The organism is Deinococcus sp., from assembly GCF_018260555.1.
In the GTDB taxonomy this organism is placed as follows: Bacteria; Deinococcota; Deinococci; order Deinococcales; family Deinococcaceae; genus Deinococcus.
In genome coordinates this window covers 1-19,734 of sequence record NZ_JAGLBB010000032.1, presented here as the reverse complement: position 1 = coordinate 19,734, position 19,734 = coordinate 1, and the positions used below count along the sequence as shown (strand labels likewise).

The window sequence follows — 19,734 nt, the reverse complement described above, 5'->3', positions numbered from 1 at the left end:
GCGCGCCCCGCCCGGCTGCCGGGAGGCCAGCGCGCACCACACTGTGCCTGAAAGGCGCGCGCCGCACCACTGCATTCCCGTGTATTCCCGGCACCTGTCCCTATGGCCGGCGGTCAGGGCATGTCCCGGCGGGCCAGTTCCTCACCGAAGTCGCGGGCGGCCTGCGCGGCGCGGCGGTCCGCCTCGGCCGCGAACGTGGCGATCAGCGCCCGAGCGCGCGCCAGTTGCGGGGCACTCAGGTGCGCCTCAACGCCCAGCAGCGCGCCCTGATCGTCCCGGCGTTCGGCGCTGGGCTGCCCGCTCAGGGTCTCGAGCAGCGCCCCCACGAACGCCGCCTGCACGGCGCTGCCCGTGCGGATCAGCCGCAGCGGGTGCGTCTGCCGGTACAGTTGCCGGGCCGCCGCGAAGCGCAGTCGCCGCGCCAGCGAGCCGCTGCCCGCCAGCACGTCCGCTTCCGTCATGCTGGCCGCCGCCTGGGCCAGCGCCTGCGGGTCCACGCCGTCCAGCGACGCCCAGCCGTCCACGCGCACCTGCGCGAGCTTATGCAGGTCCACCGCCCCCAGCAGGCGGCGCAGTTCCGGTTCCGTCAGGTCCTCGGCGTCCACCAGGGCCGTCAGGGCGTCGTCCTGCCCATCAGTTCCCAGCTGTGAGAGCAGCGCCGCAGACTCCCGGAACGAATCCAGCGCCGACAGGTCCTGCGTGACCGGCAGCGCCGGGTGCAGGTCAAACAGCGTCAGGTCGTGCGTGCGCAGGTGCGCGCCCAGCAGGCGGCCCGCGTTGGCGCGCTCGCCGCCCACGCCGCCCCGGTAGAGCCCCATCAGCTTCCGGCCGCGTTCCAGTGCGGCTCTGTCCGTTCCAGCGTCCGTCACAGGGGGCATTCTGGCACGCCGGGCCCCGGCCACTGGACCGACAAGGCGTGCATCAGCCTTTCATTCTGACTGCATCCGCTCGAATACTGCATCCGCTCGAATCGGGACCGGCCGCTGTTCAGACCAAACGCCGCGCCGTGTGAAAAACGGGGCGGCGTTCGGCGTGCCCGGCTCAGCGCCCGGCGCGTTCCGGCCAGCTGGGCGTGCGGCATTCCTTCCAGAAGCTGAGGAAGGCGTCCACCTGCTCCATGAACATCTGAAAGGAGGTGCTCTTGACCATGTACGAACTGGCGTGCAGGGTGTAGGCCCGCTCGATGTCTCCCGGGTGCGAGGACGTGGAGAGCATCACGACCGGAATCGACACCAGCGCCGGATCGTCCTTGATGGCCTGCAACACTTCGAAGCCCGACATGACCGGCATGTTCACGTCCAGAATCACCACGTCCGGGCGGGTCGGGGGGTGCCGCAGCGCCTTCAGCGCGTCGCCGCCGCTGGAGCAGGTCGAGACGCGCAGCGTGTCGCCGTACTCATGAAAGACCTCCTGCGCCAGCAGCAGGTCCGCCGGGTTGTCATCGACCAGAAGCACATGGAAGGGACGGGTCATACGAACTCCGGTTGAACGGGTGCGAGGAGGTGCAACGCTGGTTTCGGGCGTGGGGTTGGCAACATGACGCCGTTCGAGGGTATGAAGGATGCGGACGGAATCCGGCTCACATAATCCGCCCGGAGGCGCACTTGCCGCCCAGAGGAGGCAGACCTTGAGAACGATGAAGATTCATGAAGGCAGCATAGCGAATGACCGGCCGTGCAAGGGATCAAGATCAACTGCCTGTCCCAAGAAAGCTCAGTGGAGTTTGAGGCGGCGGCGCGGGCCTCACTGAGCAGGTCCAGCGAGTTGGGAGGGTTGGCGCCGCTGAAGGCGGTGACGGACCAGTGCCCTGACGTTGACCCGCCGCGTCCGCTTCAGTAAAGCGGGTCAGTCGGCGGGCCGTAGCGCGGCCAGCGTCGGCCCCGGTAGGTGCGTTCCCAGCGGCTGAAACGGCGTGTTCAGCAGCTCTCCGGTCCGCGCGTGAAAGCGCCGCGTTTCTCCTGCCATCTCCACCGAGATCACGCGGGGTCCGGCCTGTAGCAGCGTTCCGAATACCTCGCGGGCCACGCCGCCTTCCATGACCACCACCCGGACGCTGTCCCCGGCCGGTCTGCGGAAGGCTGGAACGGCGCGGCGTGCTCGGCCCGCCGCGCTTTCCAGGGTCCGCAGCGTGGCGGCCTGCACGCGCACACGTACGGTTCCCGCGTCACCGGGCGGCGCGTCACCGGCTGGCATGTCACCGATGCGCGCGGTCCTGGCCAGTCCGTCACCGGTCGTTCCGTGGCTGGCAAGCGCACGCTCCAGCCGGGTCAGGCTCAGGGTTGCCCACTCGCTCAGGGTCACGCGGGCGTCCCCGGCGAGCGCCGTCAGGCGGGCGCGCAGGTCCGGGGCGTCCAGCAGGTCCGGCCCGCCGAACAGTGGCCAGTCCCGGTTGTCGGGGAGCGTCAGTGGCGGCGGGGGGTCCGGCAGTGCCGGAGCGCGCTGGGACGCGCGCAGGGCGGCCTGCAACAGCGCCTCGTGCGCGGCGGACACCTTCACAGCCTCCGCTGACAGGGCCGCCTCCGGCACGTCCGGCGCGACCCAGGTGGGCGTGCCATCCGTGCGGGCCGTCAGGGTCGGCGGCTGCCAGCCGGGCGGCGCGGCCGGGCGCTGCGTGAGGGCACGGCGGCCCGGTCGGCCGGCTGGCACGGCTGGTGAGGCCGAAAGGCGTGGCGGTTCGTCCGCCGCGTCCCGGCCAGGGTCGGGGCCGGTAGGCACGCGTAGCCCCTGCGCCCAGGCTTCCGCGCCGTACGCGAGGCGCAGGGTGTGCCGGGCGCGCGTGAACGCCACGAACTGCACGCAGCGTTCCTCCTGCGGATCCCCGCCCCCCAGCGGCATCAGTTCCGGGTGCAGGACCGTCACGTGTGTCCATTCCAGGCCCTTGGCGCGGTGCACGGTACTCAACGTGACCGCCCCGGCGTCACCACTGGCGCTCGGCGGTGCGTACAGCCGCGCCAGCAGGGCCCGCAGGTCGTCCTGACGGGCGGGGCCGTGCCGGGTCACGCGGCGGGCCAGCAGCAGCGCGCAGCGGCACAGGTCCCGCAGGTCCTGCGCGGCGCGTTGGGCGCGTGCGGACGGCTGCCCGGTGCGGTTCAGGGGTTCCAGCTGCCGGTGCAGGTAGGCACTCAGGCCGTCGTCGGCCTGCTGGCGGGTAAAGGTGGGGGGCAGCGCGGCCTCCGCCACCTCCAGCAGCCGCCCGGCGAGGTCCCGGCCGGTCAGGTGAACCCGCACGCCGCGCGCGAGCAGGTCCAGCGCCAGTCGCAGCAGGGGCGCGTTCAGGCGGCACAGGACCGCCTCGCCGGGCCGGACCTCGAGGGCAGCGGCGCTCAGGTGCTCGACCGCGCCGCGCGGCGCTCCGGGCGCGGCCGTGATGAAGTCGCTGACGGTGCGGGCCGCGCCGACCACCGCGCGGGCGCAGCGGAACGACACGCTGAGCGGCCACTCCTGCGCGCCCAGTTCGCGGGCCATGCGGGCCAGTCCCTGCGGGTCCGCACCCGCGTACGCGTAGATGGCCTGCTCCGGATCGCCGCACAGGATCACCCGGCCGGGTTGTTTCGAGCGCAGGCCCGTCACGTGCCGCACGAATGCCTGCCGCAGCGGCGTCAGGTCCTGCGCCTCGTCAACGAGCGCCGTGCGGACCGCGCCGCGCCCCAGCCCCAGGTGCAGCGGCAGCCATAGCATGTCGGTGTGATCGATCAGGCCGCTCTGGCGGTACGCGGCGGCACTCAGGTCAGGCAGGTGGGCCAGCGCCCCGCGCAGCAGGGCAGCCGAACTACCGGGACCGAGAACGGTGCGCAGGGGCGGCGTGACGTGCGGGTGCGCGTCCGGGGACGGCCAGCCAGACAGGGCTGACAGGAACGCCAGGTCCTCCGGGTCGGCCGGGTCAAGCATCTGCTCCCGGCAGGTGTCCCAGGCACGCGTCAGGGCCGACAGCACCGCCCGCAGGCACACCCGGTCGGCGGCCGTGACCGCTGCGGGCAGCAGCGCCGGACCCTGCCCGTCCTGCGGGGCGCCGAGCAGTCGGGCGGTCTTGGTGGGTTGCAGGTCCAGGACGCGCTTCACACCGCCCGGCTGACCCGGCTCCTGCGCCCGGCCAGGCTGGTGTCCCCGGTACAGCAGGCCCAGCCCGTGGGCGTGCAGTGTGCGCGCGGGCAGACCGGGCGGCAGGCGGGAGGCGACCCCGGCCGTGGCGTGCCGGTTGTACACGAAGTACACGCTGCGCGGCCCGGCGTGCCACGCGGCCTCGGTCAGCGTGGTGGTCTTACCGCTCCCGGCGGTCGCGCGGATCATCAGGTGACGCCCGGAATCCCGCACGGCCACCACCACCGCCCGCTGCTGCGCCGTGAAGTGCGGCGGCACGGACCGCCACGCCGGGTGCCCGGTGTCGGCGGAAGAGGTGGGCGGGGTCAGGTCAGTGTTCATGGGCGGCGCCGGCTCCTATCATGCCGCGCCAGGAGGGGACCGTGCGTCACAGCCCACGTGCGTCCCGGCCCGTGTGTCGCGGGCCGTGTGTCGCGGGTCTGCACGCCCCTGTTGCCCTGAAGCTGATCCGGCCCCCATACCCGCCGGACAGTCACCGGCGCGGCCTGACGATCCCATGACGCACACCCCTCAGCATCAGGGCATGAAGAAAACGATTCTCCTGGCCATGGCCCTCGCAACCGTCAGCAGCGCATCCGCACAGAGCGCGCTGACGGGCGCCGGCGCAAGCTTCCCCTTCCCGCTGTACAGCAAGATGTTTGCCGAGTACAAGAATGACGCTGGCGTCACCGTCAACTACCAGAGCGTCGGCAGCGGCGCCGGGCAGAAACAGATCACCGAACGCACCGTTGATTTCGCCGGCAGCGACAACCCCATGAGCGACGACGCCATGAAGGCCGCGCCCGCCAAACTCCTGCACGTCCCCACCGCCATCGGCGCCGTGGTTCCTTCCTACAACCTGCCCGGCGTCACCACGCCCCTCAAGTTCACTGGTAAAGTTCTGGCTGACATCTACCTCGGGAAGATCAAAACCTGGAACGACAAGGCCATCGCCGCCCTGAACCCCGGCGTGACCATTCCCCCCCTGCCCATCACGGTCGCGCGCCGCAGTGACGGGTCCGGCACGACGTTCGTGTTCAGCGACTACCTGAGCAAGGTTTCCAGCGAGTGGAAGAGCAAGGTCGGCACCGGCAACAGCCTGCAGTGGCCCGTCGGCACGGGCGCCAAGGGCAACGACGGCGTTGCGGGTGTTGTGAAGAGCACGCCCGGAGCGATCGGGTACGTGGAACTGGTGTACGCCAAGCAGAACAAACTTCCGTTCGGCAGCGTTCAGAACCGCGCTGGTAAGTTCGTGACGGCCGACAACGGGCCCGCCTCCCTGGCCGCCAAGGGCGTGGTCCTGCCGGCCGACACCCGTGTGAGCATCACCAACAGTGCCAACCCCGACTCGTACCCGATTGCGAGCTTCACGTACGTGATCTTCTACCAGGAGCAGAAGTACGCCGGGCGCACCCTGGCGCAGGCGCAGACGCTGAAGAAACTGCTGACGTGGATGGTCACGGACGGTCAGAAGTACAACGAGCCGCTTGACTACGCTGCGCTGCCCAGCAACGCCGCCGCGAAAGCCAAGACCATCATCGACAGCATGACCTTCGACGGCAAGAAATTCTGAACCCCTGACGCGGTGGCCTGAATCCCAGGCCCCGCACTCAAGCGCACAGAAGCAGGCAGTCCCCGCAAGGTGGACTGCCTGCTTCTGTGCGGTTCGTGACCACCAGCCCCCTTCTACGGATATTGGTTAGGGACTTCACTGAATCAATCCGAGGACTTGTCGAGCGGCGCAGCAGAGCGAACGGGTTACGGGCGTGGAGTTGGCCGCCCGGCGCATGGGCAGGGCGTGATTCGGCAAGAGTTTCCACGCCTGTTGGAGTCGTGTGCCGCACGACGTCATGAGGGTACGCAGAAGGAGAAACGTCGGTCAGTACGTCATTTTCTCCGTTGCGTCCTGGAGGGGATTGTTGGCCGTGACCTGCTCTTCTCAGCCTGAACAGCCCGGAGACAAGCATCTGGGGGTCGAACATCGAGAAGGCGAGAGACGCCGGATGTCGTGTGGTGCGGGGCGCAGGGAATAGATACGTGCAGAATGCTGTGCTGACCGATAAAAATCCGTGTAGGGCCGTGATCGGCAGCGTTCTGGAAGGCATCTCGTGCCGCCTGGAAACTCTTGGTTGACTGAATGGCTTTCAGAGCAATGCAATCTGAGCGGATACGAGAGGGAACGACAGACGCCCCTTCGCGGAGTGCAGCCACAGGCGGTGTCTTCCCGATTTTGGCGGAATGGAGTGGCAGTCCGTATGAACGCAACAAACGGCCATTCGTAGGAGTCGGACCCGAACAAGGTACTTGACGGGGGGATACGCCTATAGCTTCACAGTACTCTCATATACATCCGGGTATGCATCTGAGCAGAGCTGACCTGACGCCTATTTACATTGTCCAGGCGCCCTTCCCCCACTGGGGGCACCACACATAATGAACTGCGTTTTTTTCACGAAACGCATAAAAAGAGTATGATTTTGCTTACCAGGGGCGGAAGTCCGTTCGCTTCTTCACACCTTGGAGAAGGTGGCCCCCCGTCACCGGTCTGGAGAGTTCAACGTGATGAGTCAACCTGTCAATTCTGGCCTGAGTGTCGCTCTGTACACCGAGGGAACCTACCCGCAGGCGAACGGGGGGGTCAGCGTGTGGGTGGACCAGCTGGTGCGCGGTCTGGACGATCACACCTTCGAGGTGCGGGCTATCTCGGGCCAGCCGTACGGCCGCCCGGCGCTGGACCTCCCAGGCAACGTGCGCGCCGAGCAGATTCCCCTGTGGGGGGAGGCGCCGCGCGCCGGGCCGCGTGACCCGGCGTGGCAACGCCGCCTGACCGAAGCGTACGCGTCCATGATCACGGCGCTGTGCACCCTGGACCTCGAGCGCTTCGGGGCGGCGTTGCACGCCCTGAGCGTCCTTGGACGCCGCGGCGGGTTCACGGCCACGCTCGAAGGGAGCCACGTGACCACCCTGATCCTGGAGCTCTGGAGTGACCACGCGGCCCGGCAGCGCCGCGACCGCGCGCCCGGTGACCCACACCTCCCGACGCCCAGCGTGGCCGATGTGCTGGACGTGCAGGTGTGGCTGGAGCACGCCCTGCGGCCCCTGAGCATTCCGGCGCCACAGGCGCAGGTAGGGCACGCCGTCAGTAACGGCTTTGCGGGCCTGCTGGCCCTGAGCGGCCTGTGGACGTACGGCACGCCGTTCATCCTGACCGAGCACGGCGTGTACATGCGTGAGCGCTACCTGGAGTTCCGCCGCGCCGGGTACTCGGCCGGGTTCAAAGGCATGCTACTGCGCTTTTACCGCCTGCTGTGCAGTCTCACCTACCGCGAGGCGGCACTCGTGCTGCCCGGCTCGCAGTACAACCGCCGCTGGGAGGAGCGCCTGGGTGCGCACCCGGACCGCATCAAATGCGTGTACAACGGTATCGACCCGGACGTGTTCCCGCTGGCTGAACTGGAACCCAATGAACCGGTCGTCAGCTGGGTGGGCCGCATTGACCCCCTGAAGGACATCGAGACCCTGATCCGCGCCTTTGATCTGGTGCGCCGCCAGCGGCCCGACGCGAAACTGCGGCTGTTCGGCGGCACGCCCGCCGGCAACGAGGGGTACGCGCAGGGCTGCGTGAACCTGACCAACGGGTTGAACCTGCAGGGCAACGTGACCTTCGAGGGCCGCGTGGCGGACATCACGGACGCCTACCGCGCCGGGCAGGTCGTGGCCCTGACCAGCATCAGCGAGGGCTTCCCGTACACCGTGATCGAGGCGATGGCCATGGGCCGCCCCCCGGTCGCGACCCGCGTGGGAGGCGTGCCAGAGGCGGTCGGGAACGCCGGGCTGATCGTCCGGCCCCGCGACGTGATGGGCGTCGCCAGCGCCCTGGGCCGCCTGCTGGACGACGCGCCGCTGCGCCGGCGGCTGGGCGCGGCCGCCCGCGAACGGGTCATGGAACTGTTCACGCTGGACGGCTGCCTGATCGCGTACCGCCGTGCGTATCCGGCGGCCCTGGCGGGGGGAGCCCCTTGAGTGGTCGGGCGCGGCCCCCCGAGGGCGGCACCCCGAACGTGAAACGGACCCTGATCGGCGGCACGCCGGGCTCATTGACCCTTTCCGGGCACACGCTGCATGGTCAGACGACCGGCCAGGCAACCGGCCAGGCAAGCGGGCAGGCAACCGGGCACCCGAGCGACCCGCAGACCGGTTCCAGCGCGGCGCGCGTGGGCTCCAGCCTGTGGGGCGGGCCGACCCCGCCGGACACGTTGCCCGATCGCCTGCGCGAGATTGACCTGACACTCGCCCCGGAGCGGGAACGCGTGATCGACGCCGAGGAAATCGCCGCGTACCTGGAAGCCGACGGGCTGGGCGACGAGGTCCTGCGGGACCGCTACGGCACGGGTGGGCTGTTCGACGCGGCCGAGCGCCTGTACCGGCAGCGCGGCACCGGACGCGCCCTGCACCGCCCGGCCGCGCAGTCCGTTCCGGCGTTCCCGTGGCACACGCTGCTGCGCGGGCCGTTGTACCTGCTGCCGGGCCTGTCGGGCCTGCTGGTCGCGCGTGAAATGGGCAGCGGGTCGGACGCGGCGTTCGTGTTCGCCGCGGCGTTCGGGTGGGGCTGGACCATGCTGATCGCGGGTGTCCGCTACGCCGAGCCGCTGGCCGTTCCGGGCCGCGCGCTGCGCCTGGCGACGCTCCTCAGCGGCGTGATCGGCCTGATCGGCGGCGGGGTCGTGGCGGCCCTGAGCGCCGGGCCAGAGGGCCTGAGTCCGGGCGTGATCGCGTCCGGCGCGGGGGTCGGGGGGTCCGTGGCACTCTCGACCGGCGCGGCGGGGGTGTTGCTGGCGCTGCGGCTGACCGGGCAGTTTGCCGGCGCGTTCGGCCTTCCGCTGCTGGCCGCCGGGGTCGTGTACGCCGCGCCGTCCCGGCCGGGCGCGGTGGTCGCCATGCTGCTGCTGGCCACCGTGCCGCTACTGATCACCCTGAACGTGACCCGCGCGGCGGGTACGCTGCCCGCCCGCTGGGCGACGCTCCGCCCGCACCTACGGCACGCCGCGTACGGCTGGTCCCTGGCGCTGACCTTCGTGCTGCTGACCGGGCGGCTGGGCGCGTGGACGCTGCTGCCCGTGATTCTCAGCACCGGGCTGCTGGAAGCCGGGGTGTGGCACGTGCAAGAACGCCTTCAGCACGCCGCGCGGCGCAGCGTGAGCCTGCGCGCGCTGCGCCGCATCGGCCTGCCGACCCTGCCCGTGGCCGCCGCGATCTACGCCCTGGTGCTGGGGGTGTGGGTGTACCTCGCGGCCAACCTGCCGATTCCTGCGTGGGCGCAGGCGCACCCGGACGCCTGGACGCTGGTGCCCACCTACGGCGCGGCCACGCTGCTGAGCGCGTGGCTGGCCAACCACCGACAACTGCCGCTGCTGACCGGGCTGTGGCTGCTGCTCGCGGCGCTGCTCGCCTCACCGCTGATCCCGCCTTCCTCTCCGCACCTGGCCGGCACACTGCTGGCCGACACGCTGCTGGCCTTCTGCGCGTTTCTGATCGCCCTGTCCCTGCGCTCCCTTCTTGACCCCCGGAGTTACCGATGACCCAGATGTCCCCCACCGCCCCGCAGCCTTCCGCCTCTTCCCGTCCGCTGGTGGCCGTGACCGGCGCGGATGGTTTCATCGGCTCGCACCTGACCGAGGAACTCGTGCGCGCCGGGTACCGCGTGCGCGCCATGGCGATCTACAACTCGCAGGGCTCGTACGGCTGGCTCGATCAGGTCGGCCCGGACGTCATGCAGCACGTCGAGGTGCAACTGGGTGACGTGCGGGACGCCGGGAGCGTGCGGGAACTGATGCGCGGCGCGCAGACCGTCTATCATCTCGCGGCCCTGATCGCCATTCCGTACTCGTATGTCGCGCCCCGTTCGTACGTGGAGACGAACGTGACCGGCACCCTGAATGTCCTGGAAGCCGCCCGTGACCTCGGCACGGCCCGCGTGGTGCACACCAGCACCAGCGAGGTGTACGGCACGGCCCGCACCGTGCCCATTCACGAGACGCACCCGCTACAGGGCCAGTCGCCGTACTCGGCCACCAAGATCGGCGCGGACAAACTGGCCGAGAGTTACCACCTGAGTTTCGGGCTGCCCGTCGTGACCCTGCGGCCGTTCAACACCTACGGCCCGCGCCAGTCGGCCCGCGCGGTCATTCCGACCATCATCAGTCAGGTGGCGGCCGGGCAGCGCGAGATCCGCCTGGGTGACCTGCGCCCCACCCGTGACTTCAACTTCGTGGCCGATACCGCCCGCGCCTTCCGCGCGGTGGGCGAGGCAGGGAGCGAGGTGCTCGGCCGCACCCTGAACGCCGGGTCGGGCCGCGAAATCAGTGTCGGGGATACCGTCCGGTTGATCGGCCAGGTGATGGGCGCCGAGCTTCAGGTGTCGCAGGAGGACGCCCGCCTGCGCCCGGAAGGCAGCGAGGTCATGCGCCTGCTGGCCGATCACCGCGAACTGAGCGCCCTGACCGGCTGGGAGCCGCGCGTGCCGCTCGAAGAGGGCCTGCGCCAGACCGCCGAGTGGTTCACGAACGCCGCCAACCTCGCCCGCTACCGCGTCGGCGAGTACACCATCTGACCGACCAGACCGAACTGCCTGAACAGGCCCGATCCGCCCGCCTGACCGCGCCCGCCTCTCTCGCCGCGCCCACCGCGACCCCGTGGAACAAGGAGTACCGCCATGCACGCAGTCATTCTCGCCGGAGGCAAAGGCACCCGCCTGCGCCCCTACACCACCTGCGTTCCCAAACCGCTCGTCCCGATCGGCGACACGTATTCGATCCTGGAGATCGTGCTGTACCAGTTGCGTGCCCACGGGTTCGCGCGCGTCACGCTGGCCGTGGGGCACATGGGGCACCTGATCCGCGCGTTCGTCGGGGACGGCAGCCGCTACGGCCTGAACGTGGACTACACCGACGAGGTCACGCCGCTGGGCACCATCGGCCCGGTCCTGAACCTGCTGGACAACCTGCCCGAGCACTTCCTGATCATGAACGGCGACGTGCTGACCAATCTGGACTACGGCGCGTTCCTGAAGCGCCACGCGCGGGGAGACGCGCCGGTCACGGTCGCCACGTACCGCCGCGAGATCCGCAGCGAGTTCGGCGTGCTGGACGTGGACGAAAGCGGAGAGCGGATCGTGGCGTTCCGCGAGAAACCCAGCGTGCCGTTCCAGGTCAGCATGGGCATCTACGCCATGACCCGCGAGACCCTGCGCCGCTACGAGCCGGGCCAGGTGCTGGGCTTCGACACCCTGATGCTGGACCTGCTGGCGGGCGGCGAGTCGCCGGGCAGCGACCTGTTCAGCGGGTACTGGCTGGACATCGGGCGGCCCGAGGATTACGACACCGCCAACGAGCAGTGGAGCTCCATGCAGCGCGTGCTGCTGCCCCACATGAACCTCGGCGCGGCCGACTGATGACCGGGCCAGTCGTGGTGCTGGGCGCCGGTGGCTTTCTGGGCCGGCACGTCGTCGCGGAGCTGCGCGGCGCGGGGCTGGCCGTGCGGGTGCCCGGGCTGCACGCGGCCGGACGCCTTGACCTGACCGGACTGGACCGCGCCGCCTGGGACGACCTGCTGCGCGGCAGCAGCGGCGTGATCAACGCGGCCGGACGCACCACCGGCAGCGAAGCGGAACTGGAAGCCGCCAACGTGCAACTGCTGAGCGCCGCGCTGGCCGCGGCCGGGCGCGCGGGCGCGGCGCTCGTGACCTTCTCGTCGGCCGCCGAGTACGGCCGCACGGAAGACGGGCACGCTGCCCACGAAACCGACGAGGCCCGCCCGCTCGCGCCGTACGGGCATAGCAAACTGCGCGGCACGCAGGCGCTGCAACGCGCCGTGCAGCAAGGGCAGGTGCGTGCCGCCGCCCTGCGCCTGACCAACCCGCTGGGAGAGGGCGCTGGAGAGAGCACCCTGCCGGGCCGCGCGGCGCGCGAACTGCGGCAGGCCACGCGGCTGGGGCTGGAATCGGTGCGGTTCGGGCCGCTGGGCGCGCGGCGTGACTTCGTGGACGCCCGTGACGCCGCCCGCGTCGCCCTGCACCTGCTCGGCCAGTTGCGCGCAGAGGAGCCGCAGAACCCGCAGACCCTACCCGACGTGATCAACGTGGGCAGCGGCGAGGCCCGCCCGGTCCGCGATCTGGTCACCGGACTGGCCGCGCAGCTCGGGTACCACGGCGAACTGCTGGAGGACGCGCCGGGCAGCCCCCGCAGCGGCGACGTGCCGTACCAGCGCGCCGACCTGACCCGCCTGCACGCCTCGGGGTTCCGCGCCCGGTACTCGTTTGGGGAAAGCCTGCGCGCCCTGCTGCACGGGGCTGCGCCCGACTGACGGCGTTCAACGGCGCCGCCCCATACGGAATCCGTCCGGTTCGTTCACTCGCCCGGAACCCTCTCTCCTCTCATACGGATTCCGATTGATTCGGTGCAGTTCTGAATCAATCCGAGCGGACGCGAGTAGGAACAGGAGACGGATTCTGCGGTATGGAGCCGCAGGCGGTACTTTTCCGACTGTGGCGGAATGGAGCGGAATCCGTCTCACTCACACTCTCAGATTCAACGGTTTGCGAACCCTTTAAACGGAGGCCGTATCACAGCCGTATCACAGGAGACACCCCATGAACCGACCCACCACGCTGGCCCTGACCTTCCTGACGCTGACACTCGCCGCCTGCGGACGGCCCGACAACACGCCCGCCGTTTCAACAGACGACCCCCATTCCGAAAGCGTCAGCGATACGGAGACTCATGGCACGGTTGGTCACGGGGAGCACGCGCTGGCCGCGCCCGGACCGGACCGGTCGCGCCTGCCCAGCCGCGCGGTGCTTGGCCCGGCGACCATCGCGCCCGGCCTGCGCGTGCAGGCACTCCCGGCGAACGTGCAGCCGAACCTGCTGGCCCTGAAAGTCCTGATTCTCAGCAGTGGCCCCAACGATGACGGGATCGAGGCGGCGCGCGCCCTGCTGGAGCAATCCGGGATTCCCTACGACGTGCTGGACGCCAGCGTCACGCCTCTGAACACGGCCACCCTGATCGCCCCGGACGGCAGCGGCCGCTACCAGGGCGTCATCCTGACCGACAGCGCCCTGATCATGGACACCGGGAACGGCACGTACCCGAGTGCGCTGGACAGCGCCGAGTGGGACACGCTGTTCGAGTACGAACGGACCTTCCGGGTCAGGCAACTGGCGCTGTACGGCGCGCCCGGCACCGTGCCCGAGGATTACGGCCTGCGGCTCGTGGCGGGCGCCGAGACGTCCACCACCTCGCTGCGCCTGAACGCTGCCGGGCAGGCTGTGTTCAGTGACCTCAAGAGCGCCCCGATTCCCGTCACGTACTCGTACACCTACCCGTCTGCGTTGCAGAGCGTTCCCGGCGTGAGCACGCGGGTCCTGGCAACCGACCCGGCCGGGCACGTCCTGGCCGCCATGAGCACCAGCGCCGACGGCCGCGAACGCCTGATTCTGACCAGCGCGCAGAACCCGTACCTGACGCACTCGCAGCTGCTGGGGCGCGGTCTGGCCCGGTGGCTTACGCGCGGCGTGCACCTCGGCGAGCACCGCCGCTTCCTGCAGGTGGATATCGACGACGTGTTCACCGCCGGGGATCACCTGACCAGCAACCTGACGCTGACCACGCCGTTCCGGCTGTCGGGGACCGACCTGTTGAGTGCCCGCACGCAGCAGGACCTGCTGCGCATCAACTATCCAGCCGCGCCGGACTTCCGCTACGCGATGATGTTCAACGGGGGCGGCGCGGACACCAGCGTTCCCACGCTGTGCAGCAACCTGCCGGGACTGACCAGCGACCTGCTCAGCAGCGTGGCCCGCTGCCTGAACACCCAGTTCGACTGGGTCAACCACACCCTGGACCACCAGCGCGTGGACGTCATGCCGCTTTCCACCGTCACCGCGCAGATTCAGGAGAACCTGACGGTGGGCACGAAACTGGGCCTCAGGATGAGCCGCGCGTCCCTGGTCACCGGCGAACACAGCGGCCTGGGGTTCATGGACCCCAACGACGACGGCACCCGCAACGATCAGGGCGACCCCTCCGGCCCCAAAAAGGACCTGGGCCTGGGCCGCAGCAACCCCAACCTGCTGGCAGTCGCCCAGAACAGTGGCGTGACCTACCTGGGATCCGATCACAGCATTGCCAGCCAGGTGGACGCGCAGTGCCCCACCTGCGGCGTGCCCCACCCGCTCAACCCCGGTATTTTCCTGGTGCCCCGCTGGCCGAACAGCGTGGCGTACCACGTGACCACACCCGACGCGGCGACCGCCTTCTACAACAGCCTGTACGGGCCGGGCGGTCTGTTCCCCTACTGGGACCGGAACCTGAGCTACGAAGAATTCCTGGACCGCGAGAGCGATCAGGCCCTCACGCACATCCTGAACGGCACGCCATTCCCGCACTACATGCACCAGCCGAACCTGCGGCAGTACGAGAGCGGCAAGAGCCTTGCCACCGACTGGGTAAAAGCCGCCCTCGCCAAGTACAGCACCTACAGCACCCTGCCGCTGAACACCCTGCGGTGGGATGACCTGGGAGCCCAGCTGCGACGTCATACGGCCGAGGTCAAGGCCACCGCCGCTGGAACCCTGAGCGGCCTATGGAACCGCAGCGCCGGAACCGTCCGCCTGACGAGCAGCGCCGGGAGCGTTCCCGTCACCCTGAGCGGGGCCACCAGCGGCACGCTGTACGGTTCCGACCGGGCCGCCCGCTACGACCTGAGCGGCAGCCTCGACGTGCCCGTCACGCCGCGCTGACCTGAGGCGCTCCGCATTGGCCGGCCGCTTACTGTGGAGGTCACGTGCCCACCCCCTCTCACCCTTCCCCGGAGTTCTGAAACCATGCCTATTCTCAAACCCGTCCGACCCGCCGACCAGAGCTCCCGTCTCCACCGTCCCCGCCACGTGAGGCACAGCGCCCTGCTGCTGTTGGCCCTGACCCTCAGTGCCTGCGGGAGAGGACAGCAGGGCGCGCCGACTCCGATCCCCGACACGTCGGCCCTGACGCCAGAAGCCATCGCAGCGAAACTAGCCTCCGGGAACGTGGCCCTCTCCGAGATAACGCACTCCGGCGACCCCGTTACGGCCAGCGCAGAGGGCGAGTACGCGAAACCCGATGCGGACCACCCTGACGAACCCTACGCGCCTTCCCTGATTGCCAGTCAGCGGCTGCGCGACTCGGCGCAACGGGCGGCGGCCAGCGCCCGGCTGGGCGAGACCCGCGTGCCGCGATCGCTGCGTGCCCAGGCAGCCTCCAGTGGCCTGAGCGGCGTGACCCTGAACCCGGACCGCACGCAACTTCAGGTGCTGGTCCTGCATGCCGGAGCGGCCGATTTCGGGCTACCCAGCGCGCGGGCACTGCTGCAGGCGCACGGCATTCCCTTCATCACGCTGGACGCCACGACCACGCCACTGGACGCCGCCGCACTGGTCGCCCCGGACGGCACCGGCCGGTACCAGGCGGTCGTGATGACCAGTAACGCCCTGACCACAGAAACCCGCCCCGGCTTCTACGAGAGCGCCCTGGATACGAACGAGTGGAACACGCTGTTCGAATACGAACGCACCTTCGGCGTGCGGCAACTGGCGCTCTTCGGATACCCGCAGGTCGCGCCGGAAGACTACGGCCTGCGCGCCGCGCCGGGACTGGCGGGCGCCACGGCGGACCTGACCGTCACGCCCGCCGGGAAGGCCGTGTTCGCGGACCTGACTGACGTGGTGCCCGTGCGCTCCGCTTACAGCTACCCCTCGCGCCTGGAGGCGGTGCCGGGCGTGACCACCACGCCTCTCCTGACCGACGCAGGAGGCAACGTCCTGGCCGCGACCAGCACGAGCGCCGACGGCCGCGAGCGGATGCTGCTGACGATGGCGCAAAACCCGTACCTGCTGCACACGCAGCTGCTGGGCGACGGCCTGATCGGGTGGCTCACGCGCGGGGTGCACCTGGGCGAGTACCGCCGGTTCCTGCAGGTGGACATCGACGACTGGTTCCTGTACGCCGACCGGTTCGACCCGGCCACGGGCAAGATCGTGCCCCGCGATTTCCGCCTGCGCGGCCGTGACGCCCTGAGTCTGCGCGACCAGCAGAGTGCCGTGCGCACGCAGTACCCGGTCGCCCCGAACTTCCGGTACGCGCAGGCTTTTAACGGCCTGGGAGCCGACGTGACCGCCCCGAACACCTGCGCGCCCGCCGCCACCGTGGCGGACCCGCTGAGCGCCGTGACGAAGTGCGTGGCGAACTCGTTCGACTGGGTCAATCACTCGCGCGACCACCTGAACATGGACACCATGAACTTCAGCGACGCGTTCACGCAGCTGTACCAGAACGCGCTGATCGGCTCGTACATGCACCTGCCCATGAGCCTGCGCGCCGTGGTCACGCCGGAACACTCGGGGCTGGGCTGGTACTCGCCCGGCGCCGGGCAGAACAAGGTGGATTACGGACTGAACGCCGGCAACCGCGAGCTGATGCAGGCGACCAGCCTGATGGGCATGCGGTACGTCGCCTCGAACCACTCGGTGCCCAGCCAGTGGGACCCGCAATGCCCGAACTGCGGCGTGACCAGCCCCCTGAACCCGCTGACGCTGCTGGTGCCGCGCTGGCCGAACAGCGTGGCGTACAACACCACCGCGCCCGACGAGGCGGCCGGGCAGTACAACGCCGTGTTCGGGCCCGGCGGCAGCGCCCCGTACTGGCCGAAAAACCTGAACTACGACGAGTTCCTGGCGCAGGACGTGGGCATCAGCGTGATTCACCTGCTGAACGGCACGGCGTGGCCGCACTACATGCACCAGGGGAACCTGAAGGAGTACACGCCGGGCCGCAGCCTCGCCACCGACTGGGTCCGGGCGCTGCTGGACACCTACTCGGCGTACTCGACACTGCCGCTCACCACCCTGGACTGGAATTCACTGGGCCAGTACGTGGACGCCCGCACCCGCTACGAGAACGACAAGGACAGCGTGACGGCCGTCTTTGACCGCAAACTGAACACCGTGGAGGTGCAGCGCCGCGCCGGGACCGGCCGCCGCTTCGTGTTCCTGACCGGCGCGTCGGCCAGCACCTTCCAGAAGACCGAAGTGTACGCCGGTCGGCGCACAGCGCAGTTCACGGTCGGTTTGCTTGCGACGACCGTGCCTGTCACGCCCCGCTGAGCATGCCTGCCCCGCCCGCCACAGCTGTCCCTACCGCCGCCAGCGCCCCGCTCCCCCCGGGGCCACTGGCGGTGTACTACGGGCCTCCCACACCCGCCGCTCTGGGCGCCCTGCGCGCGCATGACCGCGTGGTCGTGCAGGCTGGACTGTACCGCCCGGAGGACCTGCGGTCGCTGCGGCGCACGGTGCGCGTGCTGGGGTACCTGAGCGTGGGCGAGGATCACCCGCTGGGCGAATGGCCCTGCGTGCCGGGCAGCGCCGCGTATCACCTTCAGGTCAACCCCGCCTGGGGCAGCGTGACCGTGGACGTCGGGCACCCGCAGTGGCAGCAGGTGCTGCTGGAGCGGGCTGCGCAGGCCCTGGCCCACACGGACGGCCTGCTGCTGGACACCCTGGACAGCGCCGACCCCACCGGCACGCTGGCCCTGATCCGGACCCTGCGCGCCCACTGGCCGCGCGCGACCCTGACCGGCAACCGGGGGTTCGGCCTGCTGCCAGAACTGGCCCCGCTGCTCGACGGCGTGCTGTTCGAGGCCTTCAGCACCACCCACTCGCCCTCCCCGACCCTGCACCCGCCGGACGGGATGGCGTACACCGCCCACTGGCTGCGGGAACTGCGCCGCTACGGTCTGCCAGTGGACGCACTGGACTACGCGGACACGCCGGAACTGGCCGCCGCAGCGCACGCCCGCGCTGCCGCGCACGGCCTGAACACCTTCGTAACGGACCGGACGCTCTCCTGGCCGGCCGACCCCTGCGCCCCAGAGCCCCCCAACCCAGTCGTACTACCCGGAGGTCCGCCATGCTCATATCAACCTTGACCCGCCCACTCCTCTCTGCCCTGGCTGTCCGGTTGCTGCCAGGCCTGCTGCTGGTTGCCTGCGCCACCGGACCGAATGCCGACACTCAGCTCGGCACCTCCGGTCCGGGGGTAGACGTTCAGCTTGACACGCACCGCAAGGCCCGTCGACCCGTCCGTCCACAGCCTGTCCCTTCCCCGGAACCCACGCTGCCCCCAACCGGGAGCGTGACCCGGCAGACCCGCCTAAACGACGCCCGCACCTGGGGCTACCAGCTTACAAACTACATTCCGGCGCGCCTCGAGCCGGTCGCGGCGTCCAGTTTCGATCTGGTGGTCGTGGACGCCGGGGACGATTTCGGTGTGCCGTGGCCGACCGCCGAAGTGCGCGCCGCCGCCGCCCGGACCGGCCAGAGTGACCGCCTCACGCTCGGCTACCTGAGCATCGGCGCGGCCGAGAGTTACCGCCCGTACTGGCAGCCCGACTGGAAGACCAACCCGCCCGAATGGCTGCTTCAGGAGGACCCGGACTGGCCGGGGAGTTTCAACGTGGCGTACTGGCACCCGGACTGGCAGGCGACCGTGCTGCGCAGCCTGGACCGCCTGATGGATTCCGGGTTCGACGGCGTGTACATGGACCTCGTGGACGCCTACGACCGCAATCCGCAGAACCCGGCGGCGCAGGCAGACATGATCACCTGGGTGTGCCGGATTGCCGCGCACGCCCGCGCCCGCGACCCGGAGTTCCTGATCGTTCCGCAGAATGCCTCGGGCCTGATCCACGACGCCCGGTACGTGCCGTGCGTGAACGCGCTGGGCAACGAGGAAACCTTCATGTACGCCATGAACACGCCCACCGAGCCCGAACGGCAGACGCAACTGCTGGCCGATTACACGCAGTGGAAAGCGCTCGGCAAGCCTGTGTTCACCATCGAGTACGCCGACCGCGAGCCGCTGATCACGGAGCTGTACGACCGCGCCCGCGCCGCCGGACTGGTGCCGTACGTGACCGTGCGCGAAGTGAACGTCCTGACGCCGGGCCGCTGACCGGGTCGCCGGTAGGCCCAGCTACCCACGTCCACCGGCGATTCGCCGGGCGTCCGGGTGGCGGGCGAGCCGCTGCATGGCCCAGGCGCCCAGCAGCGGCCCGGCGGCCAGCACCGTGAACACGGCGGGCCACCCGGACACGGTGACCAGCACCGGAACCAGCGCGATGCTCACGGCGGTGAGCGTGAATCCCAGGGCCAGTTGCACGGTCAGGGCGCTGCCCACGAAGCGCGGGTCGGCGATCTCACTGACGACCGTACTGAACTGCGCGCTGTCCGCGATGATCCACACCCCCCAGAACACACTGACGCTCAGGAGCAGGGCCGGACCGGCGTGCAGGAAGGTCAGGGCAGCCAGCAGCAGCGCCGAGCCGCCCGAGAGTAGCATCGCCAGGGTGGTCAGGCGCGTGCGGCCCCAGCGGTCGCCCAGCACGCCGCCCAGCACGCAACCCAGTGCGCCCACGCCCACGACCAGCGCCGTGGCGAGGGCCGCGCGGCCCTCGCCGCCGGGCCCGGTCAGCGCGGCGTAGTACACGCCAAACAAGGTCCACATGGCGTACAGCTCCCACATGTGCCCCAGGTACCCCAGGGTGCTCAGGCCCACGCCGCCGCGCGTC

General features: G+C 69.9%; 13 protein-coding genes and 1 pseudogene. 10 read left to right on the top strand and 4 right to left on the bottom strand.

Annotation, left to right across the window (positions count from 1 at the left end; translation table 11 throughout):
* Positions 1 to 113: 113 nt before the first annotated feature.
* The 3 genes from QZ271_RS07820 to QZ271_RS07810 form a co-directional block, all read right to left on the bottom strand.
* Positions 114 to 869 (bottom strand): hypothetical protein, encoded by a 756-nt coding sequence (locus QZ271_RS07820; RefSeq protein WP_291430216.1) that lies wholly within the window; start codon positions 867 to 869, stop codon positions 114 to 116.
* Positions 870 to 1,041: 172 nt separating this feature from the next.
* Positions 1,042 to 1,473, bottom strand: coding sequence for a response regulator (locus QZ271_RS07815; protein WP_291430214.1), 432 nt, complete (start codon positions 1,471 to 1,473; stop codon positions 1,042 to 1,044).
* 372 nt (positions 1,474 to 1,845) lie between these two features.
* On the bottom strand, positions 1,846 to 4,419 hold the full coding sequence (locus QZ271_RS07810; RefSeq protein ID WP_291430212.1) for a UvrD-helicase domain-containing protein: 2,574 nt from the start codon (positions 4,417 to 4,419) through the stop codon (positions 1,846 to 1,848).
* 202 nt (positions 4,420 to 4,621) lie between these two features.
* On the opposite strand from QZ271_RS07810, the gene pstS reads away from it, so the two are divergent.
* The 10 genes from pstS to QZ271_RS07760 all read left to right on the top strand — a co-directional run bounded on the left by pstS (position 4,622) and on the right by QZ271_RS07760 (position 19,118).
* Complete coding sequence (pstS, locus tag QZ271_RS07805) at positions 4,622 to 5,650, top strand: phosphate ABC transporter substrate-binding protein PstS (RefSeq protein WP_291430210.1); 1,029 nt, start codon at positions 4,622 to 4,624, stop codon at positions 5,648 to 5,650.
* 989 nt (positions 5,651 to 6,639) lie between these two features.
* Positions 6,640 to 8,100, top strand: a complete 1,461-nt coding sequence (gene pelF / locus QZ271_RS07800) for a GT4 family glycosyltransferase PelF (RefSeq protein WP_291430208.1) — start codon at positions 6,640 to 6,642, stop codon at positions 8,098 to 8,100.
* Positions 8,097 to 9,656, top strand: coding sequence for a hypothetical protein (locus tag QZ271_RS07795; RefSeq protein WP_291430205.1), 1,560 nt, complete (start codon positions 8,097 to 8,099; stop codon positions 9,654 to 9,656). Before pelF ends, QZ271_RS07795 begins: the two co-directional genes overlap by 4 nt.
* Positions 9,653 to 10,687, top strand: a complete 1,035-nt coding sequence (locus QZ271_RS07790; RefSeq protein WP_291430203.1) for an NAD-dependent 4,6-dehydratase LegB — start codon at positions 9,653 to 9,655, stop codon at positions 10,685 to 10,687. The genes QZ271_RS07795 and QZ271_RS07790 overlap by 4 nt, the downstream gene beginning before the upstream one ends.
* Before the next feature lie 102 nt (positions 10,688 to 10,789).
* On the top strand, positions 10,790 to 11,527 hold the full coding sequence (locus QZ271_RS07785; RefSeq protein ID WP_291430201.1) for a nucleotidyltransferase family protein: 738 nt from the start codon (positions 10,790 to 10,792) through the stop codon (positions 11,525 to 11,527).
* Positions 11,527 to 12,438, top strand: a complete 912-nt coding sequence (locus QZ271_RS07780; protein ID WP_291430199.1) for an NAD(P)-dependent oxidoreductase — start codon at positions 11,527 to 11,529, stop codon at positions 12,436 to 12,438. The genes QZ271_RS07785 and QZ271_RS07780 overlap by 1 nt, the downstream gene beginning before the upstream one ends.
* A 286-nt stretch (positions 12,439 to 12,724) precedes the next feature.
* Positions 12,725 to 14,875 carry a hypothetical protein gene (locus QZ271_RS07775; RefSeq protein ID WP_291430198.1) on the top strand — a complete coding sequence of 717 codons (2,151 nt, stop codon included), beginning with the start codon at positions 12,725 to 12,727 and terminating at the stop codon, positions 14,873 to 14,875.
* Between the two features lie 147 nt (positions 14,876 to 15,022).
* Entirely contained in the window at positions 15,023 to 17,272 is a 2,250-nt protein-coding gene (locus QZ271_RS07770) for a hypothetical protein (protein ID WP_291430196.1), read from the top strand.
* A 2-nt stretch (positions 17,273 to 17,274) separates the two neighbouring features.
* Positions 17,275 to 18,093 carry a hypothetical protein gene (locus QZ271_RS07765; RefSeq protein WP_291430194.1) on the top strand — a complete coding sequence of 273 codons (819 nt, stop codon included), beginning with the start codon at positions 17,275 to 17,277 and terminating at the stop codon, positions 18,091 to 18,093.
* Complete coding sequence (locus QZ271_RS07760) at positions 18,090 to 19,118, top strand: MJ1477/TM1410 family putative glycoside hydrolase (RefSeq protein WP_291430191.1); 1,029 nt, start codon at positions 18,090 to 18,092, stop codon at positions 19,116 to 19,118. The genes QZ271_RS07765 and QZ271_RS07760 overlap by 4 nt, the downstream gene beginning before the upstream one ends.
* Positions 19,119 to 19,139: 21 nt before the next feature.
* On the opposite strand, the pseudogene QZ271_RS07755 reads toward QZ271_RS07760, so the two are convergent.
* A pseudogene (locus tag QZ271_RS07755) lies at positions 19,140 to 19,734 on the bottom strand (MFS transporter); the annotation flags it as partial.